This is a genomic window from Candidatus Thiodictyon syntrophicum, assembly GCF_002813775.1.
Classification (GTDB): Bacteria; Pseudomonadota; Gammaproteobacteria; order Chromatiales; family Chromatiaceae; genus Thiodictyon; species Thiodictyon syntrophicum.
In genome coordinates this window covers 2,844,457-2,865,846 of sequence record NZ_CP020370.1, presented here as the reverse complement: position 1 = coordinate 2,865,846, position 21,390 = coordinate 2,844,457, and the positions used below count along the sequence as shown (strand labels likewise).

Sequence of the window (21,390 nt, the reverse complement as noted above, 5' to 3'; positions counted from 1 at the left end):
CGGAACGCCGCAGGCGGTTCTGCCTTCCCCGCACGTCGAAAGGCGGAACCGCTATCGCGTTCCGCCCTACGCGCTGATGTCGGCGAAGACCTTGGGCACCACCCCGCCCGCCTGCATCATCGCGACCTTCAGCCGCGTCATCGAATCCTCAGCCTCCGCAAAGGCCGTGATCGGCACCCGCATCGCCGCCAGCATCCCGGCTCCGGCCACGCCCACTTGCGTCAAGCGCTCACTGATACCCTGCAGACCCGCCGATAGCTGGTCTGTCAGGGTCAGGACTACCGCCAGATTCAGGGCCGCGGACATCGCCTATACTCAGGATCGGGACCCGCGCCGCGGGTCGGTGAAAGAGGAGCGCGACCATGCGTCACGCCTGGATGAACAGCCCGTCGCTCGCCCTCTGGGGCGCCGTCCCGGCGACCCTGGCCCTGTGTTATCTGATCTCCTGGCAGGCCGTGCTCCTGGGCCTGCTGCTCGTGGGCGTCCTTGGCCTCTACCTGCGCGCGGCTGCCGGGGTGGCGCGTCTACTCTGGCGCCGCGGACGGTCGCGCCCCGTGTTCCAACATCCCTCGTCCAAAGGGTGATTCATGCGGCAGTTCATGCGGTACGGTTTAGCGATCTTCTGGTTGGTCCCACTGGCCCACCACCTGCCGCAGGCGCGCGGCCTGGGGGACGCCGTTGGCATGGTTGTCCTGGTGAGCGTCGTCACCGGCCTCCTGGCGCTCCTCATCGGCCTCGCCGGAATCATCGGCGACGCCCTCACGAGGTGGAAGCCCCGCTGAAGGATGAACCCCACATGACCCTGCTCGACGCCCTCAACTCCTTCCTGTCCTGCGTCTCCATCCTGCTCATCGCCGGCCTGCTGTTCCTCTGGTTCGGCCCCTTCTAGCGCCGCCCGGCCGCCGCGAGGCGCCGCGCCTGCGCGTGCCAGGCCAAAAGCTCCTGCACCTCCAGGTCCAGCAGTTCCGACGAGTCAGCACCTCCAGGGTGTCGCCGTTGTAGGTGATCGGGTACTGCAAGGTCAGGTGCGAAATAGGGGACGTACCACAATAAACCCACAATCAGCAGTCGTGACGCCAAGATTGTAGGATGGGCAAAGCGCAGCGTGCCCATCCTCCAGGCGTCGGCGCGGGCAGGATGGGCCCGCCCGCGCAACGTCGATGCCGAACCCAACCATTGCGCGCGGGCTTTGCCCATCCTACGGCGTTCGAGCGACCACATCGGTTTGGATCGCACGCATCGGCGCTTGGTGACCAGGAAGGACGGGTTGTATCTGGTATCCTCGTAGCGACAGGTCACTTCGGGCGACCGCCCCCAACGAGTCGGGAACAATGAACAGCATCCCCGCACAAGAAATCCAGCGCCGCGGCATGTCTGCCGTGGACGAACTGCTCCGACAAGGCCCGGTTCAGGTCATAGAGAACCAACGCGCACGCTATGTCGTCCTGAGCACCGAGGACTATGAGCGCCTGACCGCAGGCCCCAGCGCCTGGGATTGGCTCGAACGGCCGAGCCGCGCCACCCGGGACAAATCGGCCATCGACGCGGACCTCAGCGCTGAGCGTGATGCCTGGGACGCGACGCCGTGACCATCTTTCTCGACGCCTGCGCCTTGATCTATCTCATCGAGGCCAAGGAGCCTTTTCACGGTCAGGTGGTCGCGGCGCTTCGCCAGGCTCATGAGCGCCATCCGCGGGCGCGGCTTGCGATGTCCCGTCTGAGCGTACTCGAATGTCTGGTCAAACCACTACGTGACGGCGACCAGGGTCTGATCGACGATTATCGGGCCTTTTTCGCAGCCCGCGATCTGAGCCTCGTGGAGATCACGCCCGAAGTGATCGAGGCCGCATTGCGCGTCCGCTCCCAGACTGGATTGCGCACCCCGGACGCCATTCAGGCCGCCTGCGCCCTGGCCGTGCCGGAAGGCGGCTGCCTGTTCCTGACCAACGACAAGCGTTTCGACCGTGTGGCGGGATTGAGCCTCGTCGTTCTTGGGGACATCGGGGGTGCCGGTTCGGCGTGATTGGGTTCTGGTGACACCGCTCCAGCGGTGTCACCCATGTGTTGGCCGCTGTGCGGCCCGGGCGAAGCGGCGCCCGCCATGGTTCGGTCGGCACCTTAGCCTCAGGGCGCACAGCGCCTGACACAGACGTGACACCGCTGGAGCGGTGTCACGAGTACCACCTTTACCGCGCGGGCGGGACGCCCACGCTCCCCACCACGCTCGCACTCCCGGCCTCGGTCCAGGCCCGCCGGCTGGGGTCGTACATATCCTCGACCGACGCGGGCGGCTGGGCGTAGGTGCCGGGGGTGACGGCGCGGATCAGGTAGCCGAGTTGGAACTCGGCCGGGTCATCGGCGTCGCGCTCGATGGCGGCGACGAAGCGGTCGCTGCGGAACTCCTGGTGGGCGGGGTTTTCCAGCAGGTCGAGCCCCGGGACCCGGGCGACATCGGCGGAGCGCATCAGGTTGGGGTTGTCGATCTCCAGCCCGGCGGGCAGGGGGTCATCGACGATGAGCCGCGCCTGACCCTGTGCGTCCGCCCGCACCGTGACCACCGCAAGCAGCCGCTTGCCCTGGGGCACCTCGGTCAGTTCGACCCGCTTGCCGTCCAGGTCATAGTAGGCGCGCTCGATGACATAGCCGTTGCCCCCGGCGGGCGGGGCGACGCGCGGCACGCCGAGCGCCGCGACCATGGCGTCCACCGGCTTGGTCCCCAGGTTGCGGATCAGGACCGGGGCGGCGGCGAGGCGCGCCGCGTCGAAGCGGCCGAACCAGGCGCCCTCGACCGGCTTGCCGTCGACCTCCAGGCGCAGGCCGTCCTTGCCCTTGTTGAGCGCCTGCGCGGCGAGCAGGAGCCAGGTGTCCTCCTGGGTGCTGCGGTAGCGCGCCCGGGCGACACCGTCCTGGACCCGGCCGGCGAGCGCGCGGAGATCCACGGAGTCGCTGCCGGACTCCGCCGCCAGGGCGAGCACTGCGGCGGCGTCGCGCAGCGTGGAGCCGTAATCGGCGCGCCAGGTCCCGGCCCCGACCAGCGGGACCGAGCGGTCCAGGTCCGCGGCGGCGGCCGTGAGCGCCGCGTCCGCCCGGGTGCGGTCGCCGTAGAGCGCCAGCGCGGCACCCACCTGCGCCTTCGCCATGGGGCTGCCCAGGTCCTTCAGGCGCTCGTCGGCCAGGTAGCGCAGGTCGCCGATGGAGGCGCGGCCGTTGCGGGCCAGCACATAGAGCGCATAGACATCGGAGGGCGTCGGGGTGCTGTAGGCGGCGGCGTTCTTGAGGTTATCGAGTGCCGCGTCCAGGGCCGGTTGGGGGACCTCGAAGCCGCGCTCCCGCGCCCGGGTGAGGAAGTCGGTGGCGAAGGCGTCCAGCCACAGGTCCTCACCGCCCGGCGCCCAGAGGCCGAAGCGCCCGTCCGCCCCGGCATTGGCCAGGACCCGGGTGACGGCCTCGCGGATGCGCGGGGGCACGGCGGGATCGCCGCTCAAGCCCGCGGCCAGGGCGACCTGGTCCAGGTACAGGAGCGGCAGGGCGCGACTCACGAGCTGCTCGGTGCAGCCGTGCGGATAGCGGTCGAGCCCGCGCAGAATGCCGGCGATGTCCAGGCGCCCGGCGCGGCTGACGGAGGCGAGGACGGCCCCGGTGCCGGTCACGAAATCGCCCAGCAGGTCCGGGGTCAGCGTCAGGGGCGCGGCCCCGGGGGCCAGCAGGTGCGCGGTGCTGCTGAAGGTCGCGGGGGCATTGGTGCGCACGCCGAGCTTGAGATGCTTGGTCAGGACCTGGCCGGCGGGGGTCGTGACCTGCACCAGAATGGTCTCGTCGCCGACGGTGTCGGCGGTCAGGGGGACCTGTACCTCGGTCCGCACGCTGGGGGCCAGGGTCAGGCGCTGGGTCGCGGCGGCGGGGTCGGCCGTGATGAGTCCATGTTCGGTGCTGACCGCGACCGTTACCTCACCGCCCTGGGGCGCGGCGCCCGCGGTGTCCTCGGCCTCGACCAGGGTGAGGCCGAGCAGCAGGCGGCTGCGATCGGCGGGGGCGAGGAAGCGCGGCAGGCTGGCGCTGACCACCACCGGGTCGCGCACCAGGGCGTCCGCCAGGCCGTGGCCGACGCCGACCGCGGTCCAGGCCATCGCCATGAGCCGCACGGTGCCGTTGAAGTCCGGGATCGGGACCTGGATCACCGCCTGGCCCTGATCGTCGAGCCGCACCACGCCGGAGAAATAGGCCATCAGTTCCTCGCTGGGGGGCGGGGCCAGGAGCTTGGCGAGACCGCCGTCACCGCCGGAGCGCACCACCCCCGGCGCGCCCTGCATCCGGTCGATCAACTGGCCATAGAGGTCACGGACCTCCAGCCCCAGGCGGCGCTGGCCGAAGTACCAGGCGTCCGGCTCCGGCGGCTTGTAGCCGGTGACATTGAGAATGCCCTGATCCACCGCGGCCAGGGTCACGAAGGCCTCGGTGCCGGGCTCCAGATTGGTGACGGCCACGCGCACCGGCATGGTGCCGCGGGGGCGCTGGCCGGGCTCCACCGCAAGCTCGATGGCGAGCCGCCGCTCCTGCGGGTCCACCCCGGCCCAGGCCAGGCCGATGGCGCGCCCGGGCATCCGCCGGGCCTCCAGGTCCATGGGCCGGTAGAGGACCGCGGTCACGTATGCCCCGGGCCCCCAGTCGGCCGTGACCGGCAGGTCGAGCGTGGTGCCGGTGGCCGGGACCTGCACCGCATGCATGGCGATCACCCGGTCGTCCACCACCATCACCAGGGCCAGACCGGGCTCGCCGCCCTGACCGCCCTGCCCCGTATGGGGTTCGATGTGGACGCGCGCCCGGTTGCCGACCCGGTAGGTCGCCTTGTCCAGCGACACCTTGAGCTGGTCCGGGGTGTCCGCCGCCTTGGGGGTCACATACCAGCCGGCCTCGAAGTTCATGCTGACGGACAGGAGCCCGTCGGCGGCCAGGCGCAGGCGGTAGGCGCCCCACTGCACCGGGGTCTCGATGCGTCCGGTGCTCGTCGCGTCCAGCTTGAGGGTGCCGCTCGCCACCCGCTTGGTGCGCTCGACCGGCTCATAGTCATAGGTCCCGTCGTCCTTGCGATACCATTGGAAATTGGTCTCGACCCGCTCCAGGGTCCAGGCGACCCCGGTCGCCGCGCGGCGCGCCCCGTCCTTGCCGAGCGCGATCACCTCGAACCCGGCGGTCCCGCCCTCCGGGGCCTCGCCCTCGAAGGTCGGGCGCACGCCCAGGCGCGCCTGCCCGTCCAGGACCGGCAGGGTCAGGTTGCGCTCGACCGGGCGCCCGCCCGCGTCCAGCACCCGCACCGCCAGGTCGGCGGTGAGGAGCCGGCTGGTGGGCACGAGTTCCGGCAGCAGGACCTGCACCAGGGCGGCGCCTTGGGCGTCCGTGGTCACGGCGTCCAGGGGCTGCTGGGTCGCCTCGGGCACGTCGTCGACCAGCCCGAAGCGGTAGCCCGGCCAGGCGGCGAGCCCCTCGGCCACCTTGACCGCGAGCTCGCCCTCGACCTGGAGCCCAGCCGCGGGGGCGCCGTAGAGGAAGCGCGCCGTGATCGGCAGGGCGGTCGCGGCGCGAGGGTCGAGCCCGGCACCGGTCCCGGGGGCCGTCAGGGCAAAGTCCAGCCGCTCGGGCTCGAAGTCCTCCACCAGGAAGGTCGTCTGGCCGATCGGCTCACCCTTGGGATCAGAATAGGCCAGGACGCGCCAGGTGCCGCGCATGGCCCCGCCGGTCAGGGCGACATCGGCCAGGTGCCCGCCCAGCCCCTGGTCCTTGACCAGCAGACGCTCGCGCTCCACCCCGTCCGGACGGCGGATGACGAGCGTCAGGGGCAGGTCGGCGACGGCGCGCACCTGCGGGTCGCGGACCAGGGCGGTCAGGTGGACCGTCTCACCGGGGCGGTAGACCCCGCGCTCGGGCACCAGGAAGACATCGAGCGGCTTGGGCGCGGGCCGGCCCTCGACCCCGCGGTCGGTGAGGTCGAAGGGGGTGCGGGTCAGGTCCAGAAAGCCGTAGTCCCCGTCCGCCGCCTCCGCCGTCATCAGCAGGGGGGCATTGCCGCCGGTGCCGCGCAGCAGGCCCGGCTCGAAGCGCGCATAGCCGGCGGCATCGGTGTCCGCGGTGCCCAGCACATCGTTGTTGCGGGCGATGAGCCGCAGCTTTGCCCCGGCCACCGGGGCGGTGCTGGAGAGGGAACGCACCAGGGTGTGGAGCCCATCGTTGCCGGTGAGCGCGGTGAGGCCCAGGTCCGAGACCACGAACCACTGGGTGGCGGCGGACTCGCCGCACCCCTCTTCGCAGTCCTGCTCCTGCTGGCCCGGGGTCAGGGTGCGGGTGGGGCTCGCGGTCAGGGCATAGACCCCGGGTTTGAGATCCGGCACCAGGGTGCCGACCGGGACCGCGGTGGTGACATCCCGATTCAACTCCGCCTGGATCTCGATGGTGCCGGTCCAGATCGTCTCGCCCGTCTGGTCGGCGATCTGCCCCGCCTCATAGCCGCTCAGCGACTTGAGGAAGGGGCCGTCCCCCAGGGCCTGGGCGATGGAGCGGTCGCCGATGCGGTAGACCTTGGCCGCCAGCCGGTCGGCATTGACCGAGACCACCGGGATCGTCGCCTCACCGCCCCGGGGCAGGACATAAGCGCGACCCAGGAAATGCGCCGCCGGGGTGCGGTTACCGACCCGGATATCCAGGTCGACGGTCTTGGCCAGGGTCTCGCCGCTCGCGGCCGGCAGCCCCTTGCGGACCTGGATCGTATAGCGGCCGCCGTGACTGACGCCATCGATACAGACCTGGCGCTCCTGCGGGTCGACCGGGAGCCCGGCCCCGGTGTTGGCCCCGCCCGCGCCCGCGTTCCCATCAGTCGCCTTCACGAAGTCCGCCAGGTTGGGGTTGAGCCGCGCCAGGGGCTCCGAGAACTCGATACAGATCCGTGGCGTCGGGCTCTCCGCCTCCACCCGGTGCTCGGTGACACGAAAGCCATGATCGGCCCGCAGCTTGGCCAGGTCCGCCTGTACCGCCGGATCGGTCCGCAGGGCGAGCGCGGCGGCCAGGGCGCCGATGGCCGGGCGCCACTGCTCGCGGTTCTTCAGGGTCCGGCCCAGGGCCAGGAGCGCGGGGGTGCGCTGCGCCTCGGTCGGGGCCAGCAGATAGGCATTGACCGCCGCCGCGCTCGCCTGCGCCTTGCGCTGAGAACGCAGTTCATAGCCCTCGGGCGTGGCCGCCTCCAGCGCCTGCGCGAGGCCGAGCCACAGGCCCGGATCATCCGGGGCCAGCCGCACCGCCGCCGCCGCGAGCACCACCGCCTGCTCGCCGTTGCCCATCCCGCGCGCGGCGCGGGCGGCGGCGCTGACCTCGTCCACCCCCTGCCCCTTCAGTTCCTTCGTGGACTCCGGGGGCACCAGGGCCGCGAGCCCGGCCGCCAGCTTCCTGGCCGCGTCCAGTGCGTCGGGCGGGAGGAAGCCCAGTTCCGCCGCGCGCCGCTGCGCCAGCGTCGCCGCCGCCCCCTCCAGGACCCGCCCGGAGACGGCCCCCGGGAAGGTCCGCAGGTCGCGGAACTGGTCCTTCAGGAAGCACCAGCGCGCCTTGCTGTTGTAGGTGAAGGCGCGGCAGGCCGGGGTCGCGAGACAGGCCGCGGTGCAGTCGTCCAGTGCGACCTCCTTCAGGACCTCGATATCACGGCCGAAATAGTCCGCGTCCTGCATCAGGAGCAGTTGCCGGGCGGGGCCGGGCGCCGCACTCGGGGCAGGCGTCGGCCCCGCGCCCGCCGCCGGCCCCGGCGCGGCCAGGACCCAGGCAGGCAGCAGCACGGCCAGCACCAAAAGAAGGAGCAAGGCGTACCGATCGGCACGCGGGCGGAACCTGAAACCGTGCATGGGGGACTCCTGTGGGGAGGTGGGCGGAGGCCCGCTCAGTATAGGTGAGTCGGCACCGCCCCCGCACGGGCGTCGCGACAAGAAACCCCGTGGGAGCGGCGTCCCGCCGCGAACGGCGCCCGGGACGCCCTGGGAGCGCCGCACCCCAGTGCGGCGCGATCTCGCAGACAACCCTGGCGGTGCGGGTTGAGCCGGGGCCGAGCCGCACTGGGGTGCGGCGCTCCCAGTAGCCGTTGCGGCTCGGGCCGGACGGGGCATTCGAGATTGTGAAAGTATTCATGGTGTGTTCGCCAGGGGGCGTGCCACCGCGTGCCTGGCGGCTCCTGGCGCCGCCCGGTTTCGTCGCGGGCGAGCGGCGCGGGCGCGATCGACTGGCCGTCAAAATTCGTCTCCGAGGCTGCTATTTGAAAGAAAACAGAAGCCTATCGATGAAGTCACCATCCCTGCCTAGATGGGCAGCAGGCGGCTGGACAAACGCTGGGCGCAGTAATCCCGAAACGCCTGCACACCGAGAATGTGGATCACCCGCGTGAGATTGTAGCCGAGCACCATCAGGCTCATCTCACCCCAGACTTTCTCAAAGCCGCGCACTAGGAAGTGGTCCCAGCCGAACCAGCGCTTGAGGGTGCCGAAGGGGTGTTCGACCAGCCCGGCGCGCTGGCGCATGCGCGCGGGTCCCTCCGTCGCCATGCGTTGGCGCAACGCGTCCACGACCGGCGCATGCTCGGAGCGCTCGACCTGGCGCCGCCCGCTCGCGGGCAGGCAGGAGGCCTTGAGCGGGCAGTCTTGACAGGCGCCGGGCGGGCGGCTGTAACGCGTGTAGAGGGTGCCGGTGCCGGCGCGGCGGTGCGGCGTGCCATACTGGTGCAGTTCTTGTTTGCCGGGGCACAGATAGACATCGGTGTCCGGCAGGTACTGGAAGTTCGCCCCGCTCAAGCGCCCCTGCGCGGTCAGGCCCTGCGCGTAGTCGGGAACCGGGACGTAGACGGTGATGTTGGCCTGCGCACACGCGGCCAACTGCGCCTCGTTGAAATAGCCGGCATCCGCCGCGGCGGTCAGTTTCTCGACCGCCAACACCGCTTTGGCAGCGAGGGCTTGCGGGGCCAACTGCTGGGTGTCGTTGCCGGCGTTGGTCACCTCGTCATGGACGATCAGCCGGTGCTTGCCATCGACGCAGTCCTGGACGTTGTAGCCGACCAGCTGCTGGCCGCCCTTGCGCAAGGCGCGGGCATCGGGGTCGGTACGCGAGATCTGGGTGTCCCCGCTGTCCGCCAACTGCTTGAGCAGGGCCGCGTGCTGCGCTTGGCGCGCCTGGAGCTTCACGATCTTGGCGGCCAACTCCGGGGTCTTGCTCAGGTCCTCAGGCAACCCCCGTTCTTGGGCATCCTGGGTCTCCAGGTCTTGATGGTAGGCCGCGATGTCGCACTCGATCTGCTTGAGTCGCCTCTCCAGTGTGGTCTTGGTGATGACGCTGGCGTCGCTGGCACTGGCGTTGAAGAAGGCACCGTCGATGCCGATCTCCTCCCCGCCGAGCAGGTCCAGGTCCTTGCACAGGAGGATGAAGTCCTTGCACACCGCCCGCAGCGCCGGGCCGTTGAACTGGCGGAAGGCGGCGATCGTGCGGTAGCCCGGGGTGAGGCCCTCCAGCAACCACATGAACTCCAGATTGCGGCGGCACTCGCGCGCCAGGCGCCGCGAACTGTGCACCCGATCCAGGTAGCCGGCGATGTAGAGCTTGAGCAAGGCCGCCGGGGCGAACGCCGGTTGCCCGCAGCGCAGCGCCCCGCCCGCGTTCACGAACCCGAGCGCCGCCAGGTCCAAGGTGGCCACGTAGGCGTCGATCGCGCGCACCGGATTGTCCGCGCCCACAAAGTCTTCGATGCGCCGCGGCAACCGTGCCTCGTACCCGCGTGCCGTGCCCTGCTTGTAGCGTCTGCCGACCATCCCCCTGACCCCTTGGTTCCGACTTGGCTGACAGTCTACGCCAGGCACCGGGCACGATCCGAATACTTGCCCAATCTCGTTCGCCCCGTCCGGAACGTTTTCCCCGGGCCCGCGCGCCGGGTAGGTGGGCAATTAACACCTCCGAACGCGGCGAATGCCCAGTCCAACATCTGAGACCACGCCACTGGTCGCGCCAAACGCCTTCCGATACAATTTGATCACTTAATGCCTTAACCGTCGATTGAGTGACAGGTGCCCATCACCAACCGCATGCTCTCCCCCACCACCCGCCAGGCCCTTCGCCTCTTGGGCGGCCTGATCGAGGAAGGCCGGATTCGCAAGGGCTGGTCCCGGGAGACGCTGGCCGAGCGGGTCGGCGTGGGCGCGGTCACCATCCGCCGCATCACCCGCGGCGAACCCGGCGTCGCCATCGGCACCTTCTTTGAAGCCGCCGCCCTGGTGGACCTCCCGTTGTTCGGGCAGGAATCGCCGCGGGGACTGGACCGCGAACTGACCCGCCAGCAGGAAAAACTGACGCTGCTGCCCTCCCGGGTGCGCCGCCCGGGTGAGGAACCCGTCAACGATGACTTCTGAGGCCGACGTCAAAGCCAATCGGGCCTATGTCTGGGTCTGGCTGCCGGGCTCCCAGGCGCCGGTGGTGGCGGGCGTCCTGCGCCGGGATGCCCGCGGCGGTCATGGCTTCGCCTATGGCCGATCCTATCTGCGGCGGGAGGATGCGATCAGCCTTTTCCCGGACGAACTGCCGCTGCAAGCGGGCGAGCAGCGCCAGCGGGACGACGACCTGCCCTCCTGTCTGCGCGATGCAGCGCCCGACGCCTGGGGACGCCGGGTCATCATCAACCGGCTGACCGGACGCCAGGGCCAGGACGCCGCGCTGGTGGACCTGAACGAACTGACCTATCTGCTGGAGTCGGGATCGGAGCGCATCGGCGCCCTGGATTTCCAGGCATCGTCATCACACTACCGCCCGCGCGAATCCGCGGAGGCCAGTCTGGATGATCTGCTGGATGCGGCCCTGCGCCTGGAGCACGGCGAACCCCTGTCCCCCGCATTGGCCCTGGCCCTCCAGCACGGCACCTCGGTCGGCGGCGCGAGACCCAAGGCCCTGCTGACCGCCGACACCCGCAAGTACATCGCCAAGTTCTCCACCAGCAACGACATTTCTAACTTCGTCAAGGCCGAATTCCTGGCCATGGGCCTGGCCAGCCTGGCGGGCCTGGAGGTCGCCCCGGTCGCCCTGACCCGCTCCCTGGGCCGCGAGGTGCTGCTGATCGAGCGCTTCGACCGCGTCCGCCGCGACGATGGCTGGCAGCGCCGGGCGATGCTATCCGCCCTCACCCTGCTCGGACTGCGTGAGATGGAGGCACGCTATGCGAGCTACGAGGACCTGGCCCACCGGGTCCGCCGGGACTTTGCCGATGCACGCCGGACACTCGACGAACTCTACGGACGCATGGTGTTCAATGTGCTCTGCGGCAACACCGACGACCATGCGCGCAATCACGCCGCCTTCTGGGACGGGCGTACCTATCGGCTCACACCGGCCTATGACCTCTGCCCACAGTTGCGCACCGGCGGGGAGGCGAGCCAGGCGATGCTGTTGACGGGCGAGCGCCGTGACAGCCGGCTGACCGCCTGTCTCGCCGCGGCGCCCGCCTTTGGGCTCGGTGCCGCACCGGCGCGGGCACTGATCGACCATCAGATCGCTGTCATCGGCCGTGAGTGGGAGTCGGTTTGCGACGCGGCGGGGCTCGCCATCGCCGAGCGGCGGGCGCTGTGGCAGCGGCAGTTTCTCAATCCTTATTGCCTTGAGGGCTATCGGGACGGTTAGCACCTCTCGCCATCAACTGCCGAACCGGCGAAACCTGGTATCAGCTAACGAAATTGCTCGGACCATTGGCGTAGGGTGCGCCGTGCGCACCTTGAGACGCTGCGGTTGCTCGCCGCGGCCAGGGTTTCGGCTGGCGCCATGGTGCGCACGGCGCACCCTAGGGTCACGGCGCAGTCAATGGTCGGAGCATTTCCATCGTCGGTACTGGGCTTTGACTGCGCACCCGTAGGGTCCGCTACGCGGACCTTCGCCCTCCCGACCTGGCACAGACCTATGAGTATGCTCACCTGGCGGACCAAGCCAGCCTGAACCAGTAACCGGGCATGGCGCGCAATCATTGTTGCCAATCCGGCCAAGACGCCTATCCCCCCTCCCGGCCCTGGTCTAGACTCTCAAATGCCGCCATTCGCAGGAAACACCGGATGCCCCCCGTGCCCACCGCCGACTTGCACAGGCCCGAACCCGGGGGTGACTGCCCGCCGCAGCCGCATTTCATGATACTTCCGTCGCTGGCCTGCCCGGCGCGGTGCGGCTACTGCTTCGGCCCGCACCAAGGCCCGATCATGTCCGAGGCAGTCGCGGAAGCGGCCGTCGAATTCGTCGCCCGCATCGCCACCGAGCAGCGGATGACCAAGGTCAGCGTTACCCTCCACGGCGGCGAGCCCCTGATGGCCGGACCCGCACGGCTCCGCCAGTTGTTCACGGGCCTACGCGAACGGCTGGGTGCAACCCCGGGCTCGGACCGACTCAAAGTCGCCATCCAAAGCAACCTCTGGCTGCTCGACGACGACCTCTGCCGCCTGTTTCGCGAACACCAGGTCGAGATCGGCACCAGCCTCGACGGCCCCGAGCCGATCACCGACGCCCAGCGCGGCCCCGGCTATTTCGCCCGGACCCTGGCCGGCATCCGCCGCGCCCAGGCGCACGGCCTCCAGCCCGGCTGCATCGCCACCTTCACCCCCGCCAGTGCCCCGCGCTGGCGCGAGGTCTTCGACTTTTTCAACAACGAGCAACTGGGCTTCTCCATCCACCCTGCCCTGCCCCCGCTCGTGGGCGGCGATCCCCGGCACACACTGCCGCCGGCCGACTACGGGCGTCTTCTGTGCGCCCTGGCCGACCATTACATCCACCACCGGCGCGAACTCGCCATCCCCTCCCTGGATCAGGTCTGCCGCTCGCTCGGCAGCGGCGAGGGCCAGGTCTGCACCTTCCGCGACTGCCTGGGCCAGTTCCTCGTCATCGACCCCCAAGGCGCCATCTACCCCTGCCAGCGCTTCTGCGGCCACCCGGACTGGCGCCTCGGGCACCTGGCCGACCGCCCTACTCTCGCCGACCTGCTCGCCGCCCCGGCCGCCCGCCGACTCGCCGAACGGCAAGCCCGGGTCGCCGCCCGATCAGAACAGGGCTGCGGCGACTGCCCGCACCTGCCCTACTGCCGCGGCGGCTGTCCCTACAACGCCTGGGCCGGCGGCGGCGACCCGGTGCGCGACCCCCATTGCCCGGCCTATCGCGCACTCTTCGACCACCTCCAACGGCGCCTTACCACCGAGATGGCGGCCCCCGAGAACATCGAGGCCGTTGCCGCCCGCCCCTGGGACGGCCGCGGCCACCCGCTGCTGCGCCGCGGACCCTTGATCGAACTGGTCCGCCCCGGGCCGCACCCGCGGCAGGCCGCCCGCACCGCCAAGCGCATCGTCGCCGCCGTCGAGTTGGCCCGCGGGCCGGACCTGCCCGCCGTCGCCGCGCGCCTGGTGCACATGGGCATCTGCCGCACCCAGGTGTCCGGCGAGGCGTCGCTGAACGCCCTATGGCAGGAGCTTTATCCGCCGACGCGGCGGCTCAACAACCTTTATCTGCACGTCACCTGGCGGTGTCAGCTCCGGTGCGACCACTGCTACGGGCGGGCCGATTCGCAGGATCGGGAACAGCCGGACCTGGCAGTCGCCGACGCGGCGCGACTGCTGCGGGAGGCCAAAGAGGTCAGCGTACGCCAAGTGGTCCTGACCGGCAGCGAACCGCTGATGCACCGGGAGTGGGACGCCCTGCTGGAGGCACTCACCCAGGCACGCGACTGGACCTCGCCGATACACCTGGTGCTGCGCAGCAACCTGGCCCTGCCGCCGGGGATAGACCTGTTGCGTCAAGTCGCCCTAGCCATCGACCAACTCGTGGTCAGCATGGATGGCGATGAGGCTACGCACGATGCCCGCCGCGAGCCGGGGAGCGATGCGGCGGTAGTTCGCAACCTTGGGGTTTATCAACAGGGAATGGCCCAAATGCCGGGCGCGGCGAAGCTATACTTAGCCGCAACCATGCGCCGGTCCGACAGCGACGGCGCACCCGGCGCCGCCGCGCGCGATCTGGCGCAGCGACTGGGGATCAAGCGCGTCCGCTTCCGGTCGATTCTCTCACTCGGGCGGGCGGGCGAGTGGGGCGAGCCACCGACCGCAGTGGCGCTCGGCGCTCACACCGATCCGATGGACCTGATCGCCGGTGGATTCCAGCCGGTGGCCGGGTGCGGGCTGGGGCAGAATCTCCATGTCGAACCGTCGGGGGAAGCGTTTCCGTGGTGGTATCCCGATCATGGAGCGCAGACGTATCAGGGCAACGTGCTCGCCGAGGAACTTCAGGCTGTTATCGGCCGCGCCGGGCTTATGGACTTAACGAAATGCAAAATCTATGGCAACCTGATTTGCGATACGTGCGATATGCGGTATCTTTGTGGAGGCGGCTACTGGGCTTGGAACGGAAATACGACTTGGCAGACGATTGGTTCGGAGTCGTCGGAGTGCGAAGTATTGAAGGCCCGAAGTCAACACCTCCTCCAGACGGCTCGCGAATATCTCGATCTCCCGTTGAATCGGTGCGTGGAGGATTGTCCAAGTGTTTAGTAAACTGAAGCTATGGTGGCATTGCAGGCGAATCGATCCCAGCCGGTACGAGAGAACATCCGGACCGGACAAAGCCATGGCGTCAATTGACACCCTAGCGATACTTGGCGATCCGCGGGCAGCAGTACCGCTGGTCAAGGCACTGGCACTGCACTATCTTTCTGAGGCCGTTTATGCAGCGCTGGCGCGTCTAGATCGTGCCGTCGTGATTGATGCCCTTATTCTCGGAGTAATCGATTCGAATAGTTTTCGACCAAGTGCTCGCTACCACGCCGCCGAATTACTCGGAACTTTTGGTGACATCCGGGCTGTCGAACCACTCCTTAGTAGGCTCGATGTCTCGGAGACTGATGAGGGTGTCCGCGCTGCGGCCGCGAAAGCGCTGGGACAACTGGGAGATAGGCGCGCAGTAGTACCGCTCATCGGGCTACTGAACTCTGGTGGTGGTATAGCATACGTCGCGGCAGAAGCTTTGGGGGAGCTAGGCGATGTGAGCGCCATCGAGCCTCTGATCGATGCCTTGGTTGCGAACGCGAGCGAACTGCGACGAATTGCTGCAAGATCGCTTCAACGCTTAGGAGAACCGAAGTGGATTAGATCGGTTAAAGGACGCGATGACGATATTGACCATCTCGCGGACTGCGGCGATATACGTGTCGTCGCGCCACTCATTCGCGCTGCCGAATGGGGTAACGTCGCCGCCGGGCGGGTGCTGGCTAAACTCGGCGATGCGCGTGGCGTTGGAATTCTCAGCCGAATCATCGAATGCAAGATACATAGGAGAAGCGTTCAATTTGAAGGCGAGAACGAGCGGAGATGGGTTAATCAAGCCCTGATAAAGGGAAGTTGGAGAGACGCAGAAACAGTCATAAATGCTGCAAAGGCACTAGGAGATTTGGGAGATGAACGTGCAGTCCCGTCGCTGATCGAGGCATTGGCGAGTACCGAAAGTGGACTAGTCCGAGCTGCCGCCGAATCGCTCGGGAAACTCGGCGATCCGCGCGCGGTCAGTCCACTCTCTAGGTTGCTGGAAGATTCGGGTAACTGCTCAATCTCGGAGACAGCAGTAAGGACGCTAGGGCAATTTGCCGGTACGTGCGCCGTCGAGCATCTCATCCGGGCGTTGACGCATACCTATAGGGATACAAGGCGTGCCGCTGCCGAGGCGCTGGGGGAAACGAAAGATACGCGTAGCGTTGCGCCCCTAATCATTGCCTTAGGGGATGCCGATCGCGATGTTCGCCACGCCGCGGCCGAATCACTGGCGAAACTGCACGACACAAGTGCCGTCGAGCCGCTCATCCGGCTGCTCGGTGATCAGTATCGCGATGTTCGTCGGGCCGCCGCCGCTGCACTCGAATGTCTCGGCGAACCGGTATGGAAAAATTTTGTCAACGAGAATGCTGTCGACGTGACCGGCTTGGCCCACACGGGCGACGCCCGCGCTATAGAAGCTCTTATCTGGGTTTTGCGCCGAGAACCCGAGTATTATCATGATGAGGAGATCAAAGGAGCTGCAGATATATTGGGGCAATTGGGCGATGCCCGAGCCGTCGCTCCCCTTATCAGCGCCCTTGGATACTTGTACGGGGACGCGCGTTGCGCAGTTGCTAATGCGTTGGCGCAACTCGGTAATACCTCAGCAATTGCACCGCTTATCCAATCGCTTGGAGATGCCGACGGGTCTGTTCGTTCCGCTGTTGCTAAGGCCCTCTCGCGTTTCGGTGAGCGACATTGGAGCGACTTTGTTATAGGAGATGAAAACGACATGTCCCGTCTCGGAGAATGCGACGACGCTCGGGCCATCGAGCCTTTAACTATGGCGCTGCAACGCGGTAGGCACGATCATAGACGCGCTGCCGCCGAGGCCCTCAAGCACATCGCTATCCGATCACCAAATACACTACACAACCGCTGGCACCAGGTGGCAACCTTGGTTAGGAAGCCGCACGCGGACGGGCTAATCGAAGTTGCGGGGGATTGGCACACGCACCGCGATGTGGGTATCGGAATGCAATTTCCCGATCCTCCGACACTGGGAAATGGCGTTTCCAGGGACTTCTGATGCCGGAGTGCTGTGCAACAAACGCAGGGTTGGTCTAACGAACGTCATTGCCATGACGAGTGGCCGACAGCGGAAAGGGTACCTTCGTGCGCTGCTCCCAAGGGGACCCGCACAGGCATCCGTCGCTTGCCGCACTCGACGAGGGAATCCAAAGCATACGCCTCGTGCGCATGAGCCCGCGCTCGCCCGAATTCCAGTGCGCCCCGGTCGCCATCCAGGCGGCCAGCGAGTCGGTCCTGTCGCGAGCCTTGGCCGGCTCCGGCATCGATCTGCTAATCTCGCACCGGCGAACGCTCGACCCCTGCGCCTTCTGGCAGAGTTTCGCCATTCACGCGAGTCATTCTTCGCCATGACCGGGACCAGCCTCGCCGACCACTACCGCCGCTACGCCCTGGTCATTCACCTGGAAAGCGCCGCGGTGCGCGTCCCGCACGCCTACCTCCGCTACCCCCTCGCGCACCGTCCCGAGGACCTCGATCAGGCCCGGCAACTGGACCTGCTGCTGGGCGACCTGTGGCAGGGGCACCCCAACTATGTGAAACTGCCGGGGACCGCCGACATCGAGGACAAGCTGGCGGCGGCCATGTCGCTGATGACAGGACTGTGAGAATATTGCCCCTGTCGGCAGCCTCGACCGGGACGGCGTATTTCCCGCGTCCCGAACCTGTCAGCTCGTTCCCAAGGTCTCCTTGAGAGCGCATCCGCGAAGCGCTACTTCGCGTGACGTCGGCTCGGGAAGCAGCGGTGCCGCGTTCGGGTTCCCAAGCGAGGCTTTGTTAACCAGGGACCAGTGCCGACAGCCGATCGATCCGGAGTGTAAACCATGACGACTGCAGAACTTGTCTACGAGCATCTCAAGCAACTGCCGGAGCCGACACTCGGCACCGTGTTGGACTTCGTGGAGTTCCTGGAGCAGAAGGAGCGACAATCCAGCCGCGCGGGGGGGCCTGAGGTAACCGACGGGCCACGTCAGCCCGGCTTCGCGCGGGGGCAGGTCTGGATGGCGCCGGATTTCGACGCACCGCTGGAAGACTTCAAGGACTATCAATGACCCTGTTGTTGGATACGCATGTCTTCCTGAGATGGTAATGAATAAAATCGAGATCAGCGTGTTGAGGCCGGATGCCGCATTGCGCGCCTGTGCCGAAGTATGGCACGCGCTCGAGACCGGGGAAGCGGTGACACCCAGACTCGCCTTCGGCAGTCTGCACGAGCTGTTCTCGACGATCACCAAGAAGCGACTCGACCTGCTGCGCCAGGTCGCGGCCCATGATGGGATCTCGATTCGGCAACTCGTCAACGCGCTGGGCCGGGACTATACGAATGTGCATAGAGATGTGACCAATCTGGTCGATCTTGGGCTGTTGGAGCTTGGCACGGACGGCGGCTTGTGCACACTGTACGATGAAATCTTTATCCATGACGATTGACGAGGTGTCCAATGTCCGCAATCAAAGAGCAAATGGCGGAAGTGATTCGCAAGCAGCCGGATGATGCCTCGTATGAGGAGATCATGCGCGAATTGGCCTTCGAGCAGACCATCACCCGCGGACTGGATGACTCGCGCCAGGGTAGGGTCATCTCCAATGAAGAACTCAAGCGCAGGATCGGGGAATGGCAGAGCTGAGATGGACCGACGAGGCGGTCAGGTGGCTTGAGGACATCCGCGATTATATCGCTCGGGACGACCCGGCAGCGGCGCGCCGCGTCATTGCGGGCATCTACGAGCAAGCACAGATCCTGAAGTCGTTCCCGGACATCGGGTACAAGTACTGTGACGACCCCGACGGAGAAATACGCATCCTGCTCTATGGGCACTACAGAATTGCCTACCTGGTCAGGCACGATGCCGCGGAAGTTCTTGGCGTCTTCCACGGCGCCATGAGCATCGACAGGTATCTGCTGCGATAGGAGGCTATTGGTCGCCTCGCCTCATAGTCTCAGATGGGTTTCAGCCCGACGGGGGATCAGTTGCGCGGTGTCCGCGAGACACGCACGCGCTCCGTCCCGACCGTGAGGATGGCCCGGTCGGCAAGATCGGCCGCATAGCGTTCAATCAGTTGCGCCATCAGGGCGATGCGCTGCCCGGCCGGGACATCCGGCAGGCGCACGATCCCAGCATGGGGTTCGTCCCGGTGGAAGACCAGGAGTCCAAAGTCGCAGTCGATGGTGACGAGCACGCGGCCCTCGCGGACCGCCCAGCGCAACAACGCCTGGTCGCCGGGGTCCGGGCTGACCTCGGTCGCCTCACGCACGTCGTGGCCCTGCCCACGCAGCCATTGCGCGAGACGGTGCCCGGCACAACGGTCAACCAGGAACTTCACCCGGCAACCGCGATGCGATCGATGCGGTCATGGGCAACGACCGCATGGGCATAGGCGAGACAGGCATTGATGTCGGCCTGGTCCAGTCCTGGGTAGTCGTCGAGGATCGACGCATAGGACTCCCCTTGTGCCAAGAGGCTCAAGACCAACTCGACCGAAATGCGCAGGTCGCGGATGATCGGCTTGCCGCCAAATACATCGGGGCGGGTGGTGATGCGTTGCAACAGATGGTCTTGATACATGTCGGTTGGACTCGTCACTGGCGGTCGGCTTGGCCCAGTATATCCCCAGACTTGGGCGATTTTCTCGTGACGCTCGGCGCGACGGGGTTTGCAACCGCGTCCCACACCGCCCGGGAGTCCTTGCGCCCAAGAGACGCGCTGACCGCTTCGCCCTGCTCGTTCACCCGCTCAGTCGGTGCGAACGTCCGTTTTCGCCTTCCGTGATCGCGCGACGGTGACAAGCCGCTCGACAACCTGGGCGAACAGGCGCGGCGGTAGGACACCGTAGTCGTACCGCCCGGGCGCGGCACGCGAGATCGGCACCAGGTCGGGACCGGGCCAGACGAATCGATTGACCTCTGACACCAAGACCCAGGAGCGTTCCGCGTCGAGTCCCAACCGCCGTTTGGTCGACAGAGGGACCTCGACCGCGCAATCCGGGTCCCGGGGCGCCGCATGGGTAATGGGCGCGACCGTGACGACCGGCCCACCCTGCGCTTGCATCACCGTGAGGACGACAATGCAGGGACGATTCTTACGACCCTCTTCATGTCCCGCCTGCGCCTCGGCGTCCCACAGGTAGCGGTAGCCGATGACCAGTCCCGGATGGGGCTCGGGCAGGGGCACCGGCGTCAGTCCAGTTCGCTGTCGAGGTGCGCGTAGGATTCCGGTACTCGGGCCTGGGTAATCGCCGTCAGCTCGGCGTCGCTCAGCGACTCCACCGACAATGCCTCTTGATCCCGGCGCTTTAGCCGTCGGTATTCTTCCGCGGAAAGCAGGACCAGGTTCTCTCGGCCGTCCGCGGTGATCGCCACCGGCTCCCGCAGGGCACTGCCCCGATAACGCCCGAAATGCCGTTGCAGCTCAGTCGCAGTTACGGTCAACATGGTAAATCTCGGTGCGGATGAGAATGGACAAAGTATACCAAAGCGGCCCCGCCCGCCAGGAAGCCTGGTAACCTGGGCGCCAACCCACCGGAGCGCTCCTCCCCATGCCCCACCTCTTGCTCGCCGTCACCGCCCATGGCTATGGGCACCTGGCCCAGTCATCGCCGGTGGTGGAGGCCCTCGCCCGGCGGGTGCCGGGGCTGCGGGTGACACTCCAGTCGGACATCGACCCCGCCTTGGCCCGCCGTCGGCTGCCGCCGGGATTTACCCTACTGCATGAACCCGCCGACCCGGGGCTCATCATGGACGGACCCCTGGTCACCCGCTGGGAGGAGAGCCTGGCCGCCCAGATCGCGTTCGAGGCCGACTACGAGCGGCATCTGCAACGCCAACTGGCGACCCTGCGCGACCTGGCGCCGGACCTGGTGCTGGCCGACGTGCCCTGGCTGCCGCTGGAGGCGGCGCGGCGGCTCGGCATCCCGGCGGTGGGACTGTGCTCCTTCACCTGGTACGACATCCTGCGCGAGTGCCCGCTGCGCGACCAGGTGCCGGACGCGCTCCTCGCGCATCTGCGGCGGGTCTATGCGCAGGCGGACCTGTTCATCCGCCCGGTGCCCGCCATGGCGATGCAGTGGCTGCCGAACGCGCGGACTGTCGGCCCCATCGCCCGCCGCGCTCCGGACCGCCGGGCCGAGCTGCGGCGGCGCTTCGGTTGTCCCGCGGACCGGCCGCTGGCGCTGATGCAGTTCGGCGGCTTCGAGGGTCTCGACCCCTTGCGGGACTGGCCGGAGCAGGACCAAGTCCACTGGTTGGTGCAGGACCTCCCGGGACCGCGCCGGCGCGACGCCGCGGCCCTGGGCGAGCACGGGCTCGAGGTGCTGGACGTACTGGGCTCGGTCGACCTGATCCTGGGCAAGCCCGGGTATGGCACCTATGCCGAGGCCGCCTGCAACGGCGTGCCGGTACTGCACCTGCCCCGTGAGGACTGGCCGGAGGCGGCGGCGCTCGATGCCTGGCTGGGGACGGTGGTCCCCACGCGGGAGCTGAGTCTAGCGGACTTCGCGGCCGGGCGGGTGGCCGAGCCGATCGCGGCGCTGCTGGCCGCCGGGCGGCCGGCGCCGGTGGCGCCTGGCGGGATCGAGGAGAGTGCGGATTTGCTGGAACCCTGGCTGCGGGGCTGATAGGGCACCGGTCCGCACAGCGGACCCTACGAGACCCCCACGCGCAGAGACGGTGCAAGAATTCCCGGCGCGACTTTGGCGCCCCCGTCCGGCTGAAGCCTCGACCTCCAGTTCGGGCCTGATCGCCCAGGAGGTCGCGGCTTCAGCC

The 21,390-nt window shown here is 67.7% G+C and carries 22 protein-coding genes; 15 read left to right on the top strand and 7 right to left on the bottom strand.

Annotation, left to right across the window (positions count from 1 at the left end; all coding sequences use genetic code 11):
* Nucleotides 1-66 precede the first annotated feature (66 nt).
* Complete coding sequence (locus tag THSYN_RS12090) at nt 67-306, bottom strand: hypothetical protein (RefSeq protein ID WP_100919373.1); 240 nt, start codon at nt 304-306, stop codon at nt 67-69.
* Nucleotides 307-362: 56 nt separating this feature from the next.
* Between THSYN_RS12090 and THSYN_RS12085 the strand changes: the two genes are divergently transcribed.
* The 4 genes from THSYN_RS12085 to THSYN_RS12070 all read left to right on the top strand — a co-directional run bounded on the left by THSYN_RS12085 (nt 363) and on the right by THSYN_RS12070 (nt 2,023).
* Complete coding sequence (locus tag THSYN_RS12085; protein WP_100919372.1) at nt 363-584, top strand: hypothetical protein; 222 nt, start codon at nt 363-365, stop codon at nt 582-584.
* Nucleotides 585-599: 15 nt separating this feature from the next.
* Complete coding sequence (locus THSYN_RS12080) at nt 600-782, top strand: hypothetical protein (RefSeq protein WP_157817617.1); 183 nt, start codon at nt 600-602, stop codon at nt 780-782.
* 549 nt (nt 783-1,331) lie between these two features.
* Nucleotides 1,332-1,589 carry a prevent-host-death protein gene (locus THSYN_RS12075; protein WP_100919370.1) on the top strand — a complete coding sequence of 86 codons (258 nt, stop codon included), beginning with the start codon at nt 1,332-1,334 and terminating at the stop codon, nt 1,587-1,589.
* Complete coding sequence (locus tag THSYN_RS12070) at nt 1,586-2,023, top strand: type II toxin-antitoxin system VapC family toxin (protein WP_157817616.1); 438 nt, start codon at nt 1,586-1,588, stop codon at nt 2,021-2,023. The genes THSYN_RS12075 and THSYN_RS12070 overlap by 4 nt, the downstream gene beginning before the upstream one ends.
* Nucleotides 2,024-2,186: 163 nt before the next feature.
* Here THSYN_RS12070 and THSYN_RS12065 read toward each other — a convergent pair whose 3' ends face one another.
* A complete protein-coding gene (locus THSYN_RS12065; protein WP_100919368.1) occupies nt 2,187-7,877 on the bottom strand; it encodes an alpha-2-macroglobulin family protein in 5,691 nt (1,896 codons plus the stop codon).
* Nucleotides 7,878-8,324: 447 nt separating this feature from the next.
* Entirely contained in the window at nt 8,325-9,821 is a 1,497-nt protein-coding gene (locus THSYN_RS12060) for an IS1182 family transposase (protein WP_100919367.1), read from the bottom strand.
* A 252-nt stretch (nt 9,822-10,073) separates the two neighbouring features.
* Here THSYN_RS12060 and THSYN_RS12055 point away from each other — a divergent pair, with 252 nt between their 5' ends.
* The 10 genes from THSYN_RS12055 to THSYN_RS12010 all read left to right on the top strand — a co-directional run bounded on the left by THSYN_RS12055 (nt 10,074) and on the right by THSYN_RS12010 (nt 18,540).
* Nucleotides 10,074-10,415, top strand: coding sequence for a helix-turn-helix domain-containing protein (locus THSYN_RS12055; protein ID WP_236848874.1), 342 nt, complete (start codon nt 10,074-10,076; stop codon nt 10,413-10,415).
* Entirely contained in the window at nt 10,405-11,673 is a 1,269-nt protein-coding gene (locus tag THSYN_RS12050; RefSeq protein WP_100919366.1) for a type II toxin-antitoxin system HipA family toxin, read from the top strand. Before THSYN_RS12055 ends, THSYN_RS12050 begins: the two co-directional genes overlap by 11 nt.
* 494 nt (nt 11,674-12,167) lie before the next feature.
* Nucleotides 12,168-14,564: a TIGR04083 family peptide-modifying radical SAM enzyme gene (locus tag THSYN_RS12045; RefSeq protein WP_172965266.1), complete on the top strand. Its 2,397-nt coding sequence runs from the start codon at nt 12,168-12,170 to the stop codon at nt 14,562-14,564.
* 76 nt (nt 14,565-14,640) lie between these two features.
* Complete coding sequence (locus THSYN_RS12040; RefSeq protein ID WP_100919364.1) at nt 14,641-16,629, top strand: HEAT repeat domain-containing protein; 1,989 nt, start codon at nt 14,641-14,643, stop codon at nt 16,627-16,629.
* Between the two features lie 170 nt (nt 16,630-16,799).
* The gene (locus THSYN_RS33745) at nt 16,800-16,982 is read left to right on the top strand and encodes a hypothetical protein (RefSeq protein ID WP_157817615.1); all 183 of its coding nucleotides are present in this window, start codon (nt 16,800-16,802) and stop codon (nt 16,980-16,982) included.
* Nucleotides 16,979-17,236 carry a hypothetical protein gene (locus tag THSYN_RS12030; protein ID WP_100919362.1) on the top strand — a complete coding sequence of 86 codons (258 nt, stop codon included), beginning with the start codon at nt 16,979-16,981 and terminating at the stop codon, nt 17,234-17,236. The genes THSYN_RS33745 and THSYN_RS12030 overlap by 4 nt, the downstream gene beginning before the upstream one ends.
* A 216-nt stretch (nt 17,237-17,452) precedes the next feature.
* Nucleotides 17,453-17,680, top strand: coding sequence for a type II toxin-antitoxin system VapB family antitoxin (gene vapB, locus THSYN_RS12025; protein WP_100919361.1), 228 nt, complete (start codon nt 17,453-17,455; stop codon nt 17,678-17,680).
* A 37-nt stretch (nt 17,681-17,717) separates the two neighbouring features.
* The gene (locus tag THSYN_RS12020) at nt 17,718-18,059 is read left to right on the top strand and encodes an HVO_A0114 family putative DNA-binding protein (protein ID WP_100919360.1); all 342 of its coding nucleotides are present in this window, start codon (nt 17,718-17,720) and stop codon (nt 18,057-18,059) included.
* A gap of 11 nt (nt 18,060-18,070) precedes the next feature.
* On the top strand, nt 18,071-18,256 hold the full coding sequence (locus THSYN_RS12015; protein ID WP_100919359.1) for a hypothetical protein: 186 nt from the start codon (nt 18,071-18,073) through the stop codon (nt 18,254-18,256).
* Entirely contained in the window at nt 18,244-18,540 is a 297-nt protein-coding gene (locus THSYN_RS12010; protein ID WP_100919358.1) for a type II toxin-antitoxin system RelE/ParE family toxin, read from the top strand. Before THSYN_RS12015 ends, THSYN_RS12010 begins: the two co-directional genes overlap by 13 nt.
* Nucleotides 18,541-18,596: 56 nt before the next feature.
* Here THSYN_RS12010 and THSYN_RS12005 read toward each other — a convergent pair whose 3' ends face one another.
* The 4 genes from THSYN_RS12005 to THSYN_RS11990 form a co-directional block, all read right to left on the bottom strand.
* Nucleotides 18,597-18,953, bottom strand: coding sequence for a DUF5615 family PIN-like protein (locus THSYN_RS12005; RefSeq protein ID WP_100919357.1), 357 nt, complete (start codon nt 18,951-18,953; stop codon nt 18,597-18,599).
* Entirely contained in the window at nt 18,950-19,195 is a 246-nt protein-coding gene (locus tag THSYN_RS12000) for a DUF433 domain-containing protein (protein WP_100919356.1), read from the bottom strand. Before THSYN_RS12000 ends, THSYN_RS12005 begins: the two co-directional genes overlap by 4 nt.
* Before the next feature lie 168 nt (nt 19,196-19,363).
* Nucleotides 19,364-19,801, bottom strand: a complete 438-nt coding sequence (locus THSYN_RS11995) for a type II toxin-antitoxin system PemK/MazF family toxin (RefSeq protein ID WP_100919355.1) — start codon at nt 19,799-19,801, stop codon at nt 19,364-19,366.
* Nucleotides 19,802-19,806: 5 nt separating this feature from the next.
* Entirely contained in the window at nt 19,807-20,061 is a 255-nt protein-coding gene (locus THSYN_RS11990) for a type II toxin-antitoxin system prevent-host-death family antitoxin (protein ID WP_100919354.1), read from the bottom strand.
* A gap of 104 nt (nt 20,062-20,165) precedes the next feature.
* Between THSYN_RS11990 and THSYN_RS11985 the strand changes: the two genes are divergently transcribed.
* Nucleotides 20,166-21,242 (top strand): glycosyltransferase family protein, encoded by a 1,077-nt coding sequence (locus THSYN_RS11985; RefSeq protein WP_100919353.1) that lies wholly within the window; start codon nt 20,166-20,168, stop codon nt 21,240-21,242.
* Nucleotides 21,243-21,390: the final 148 nt, after the last annotated feature.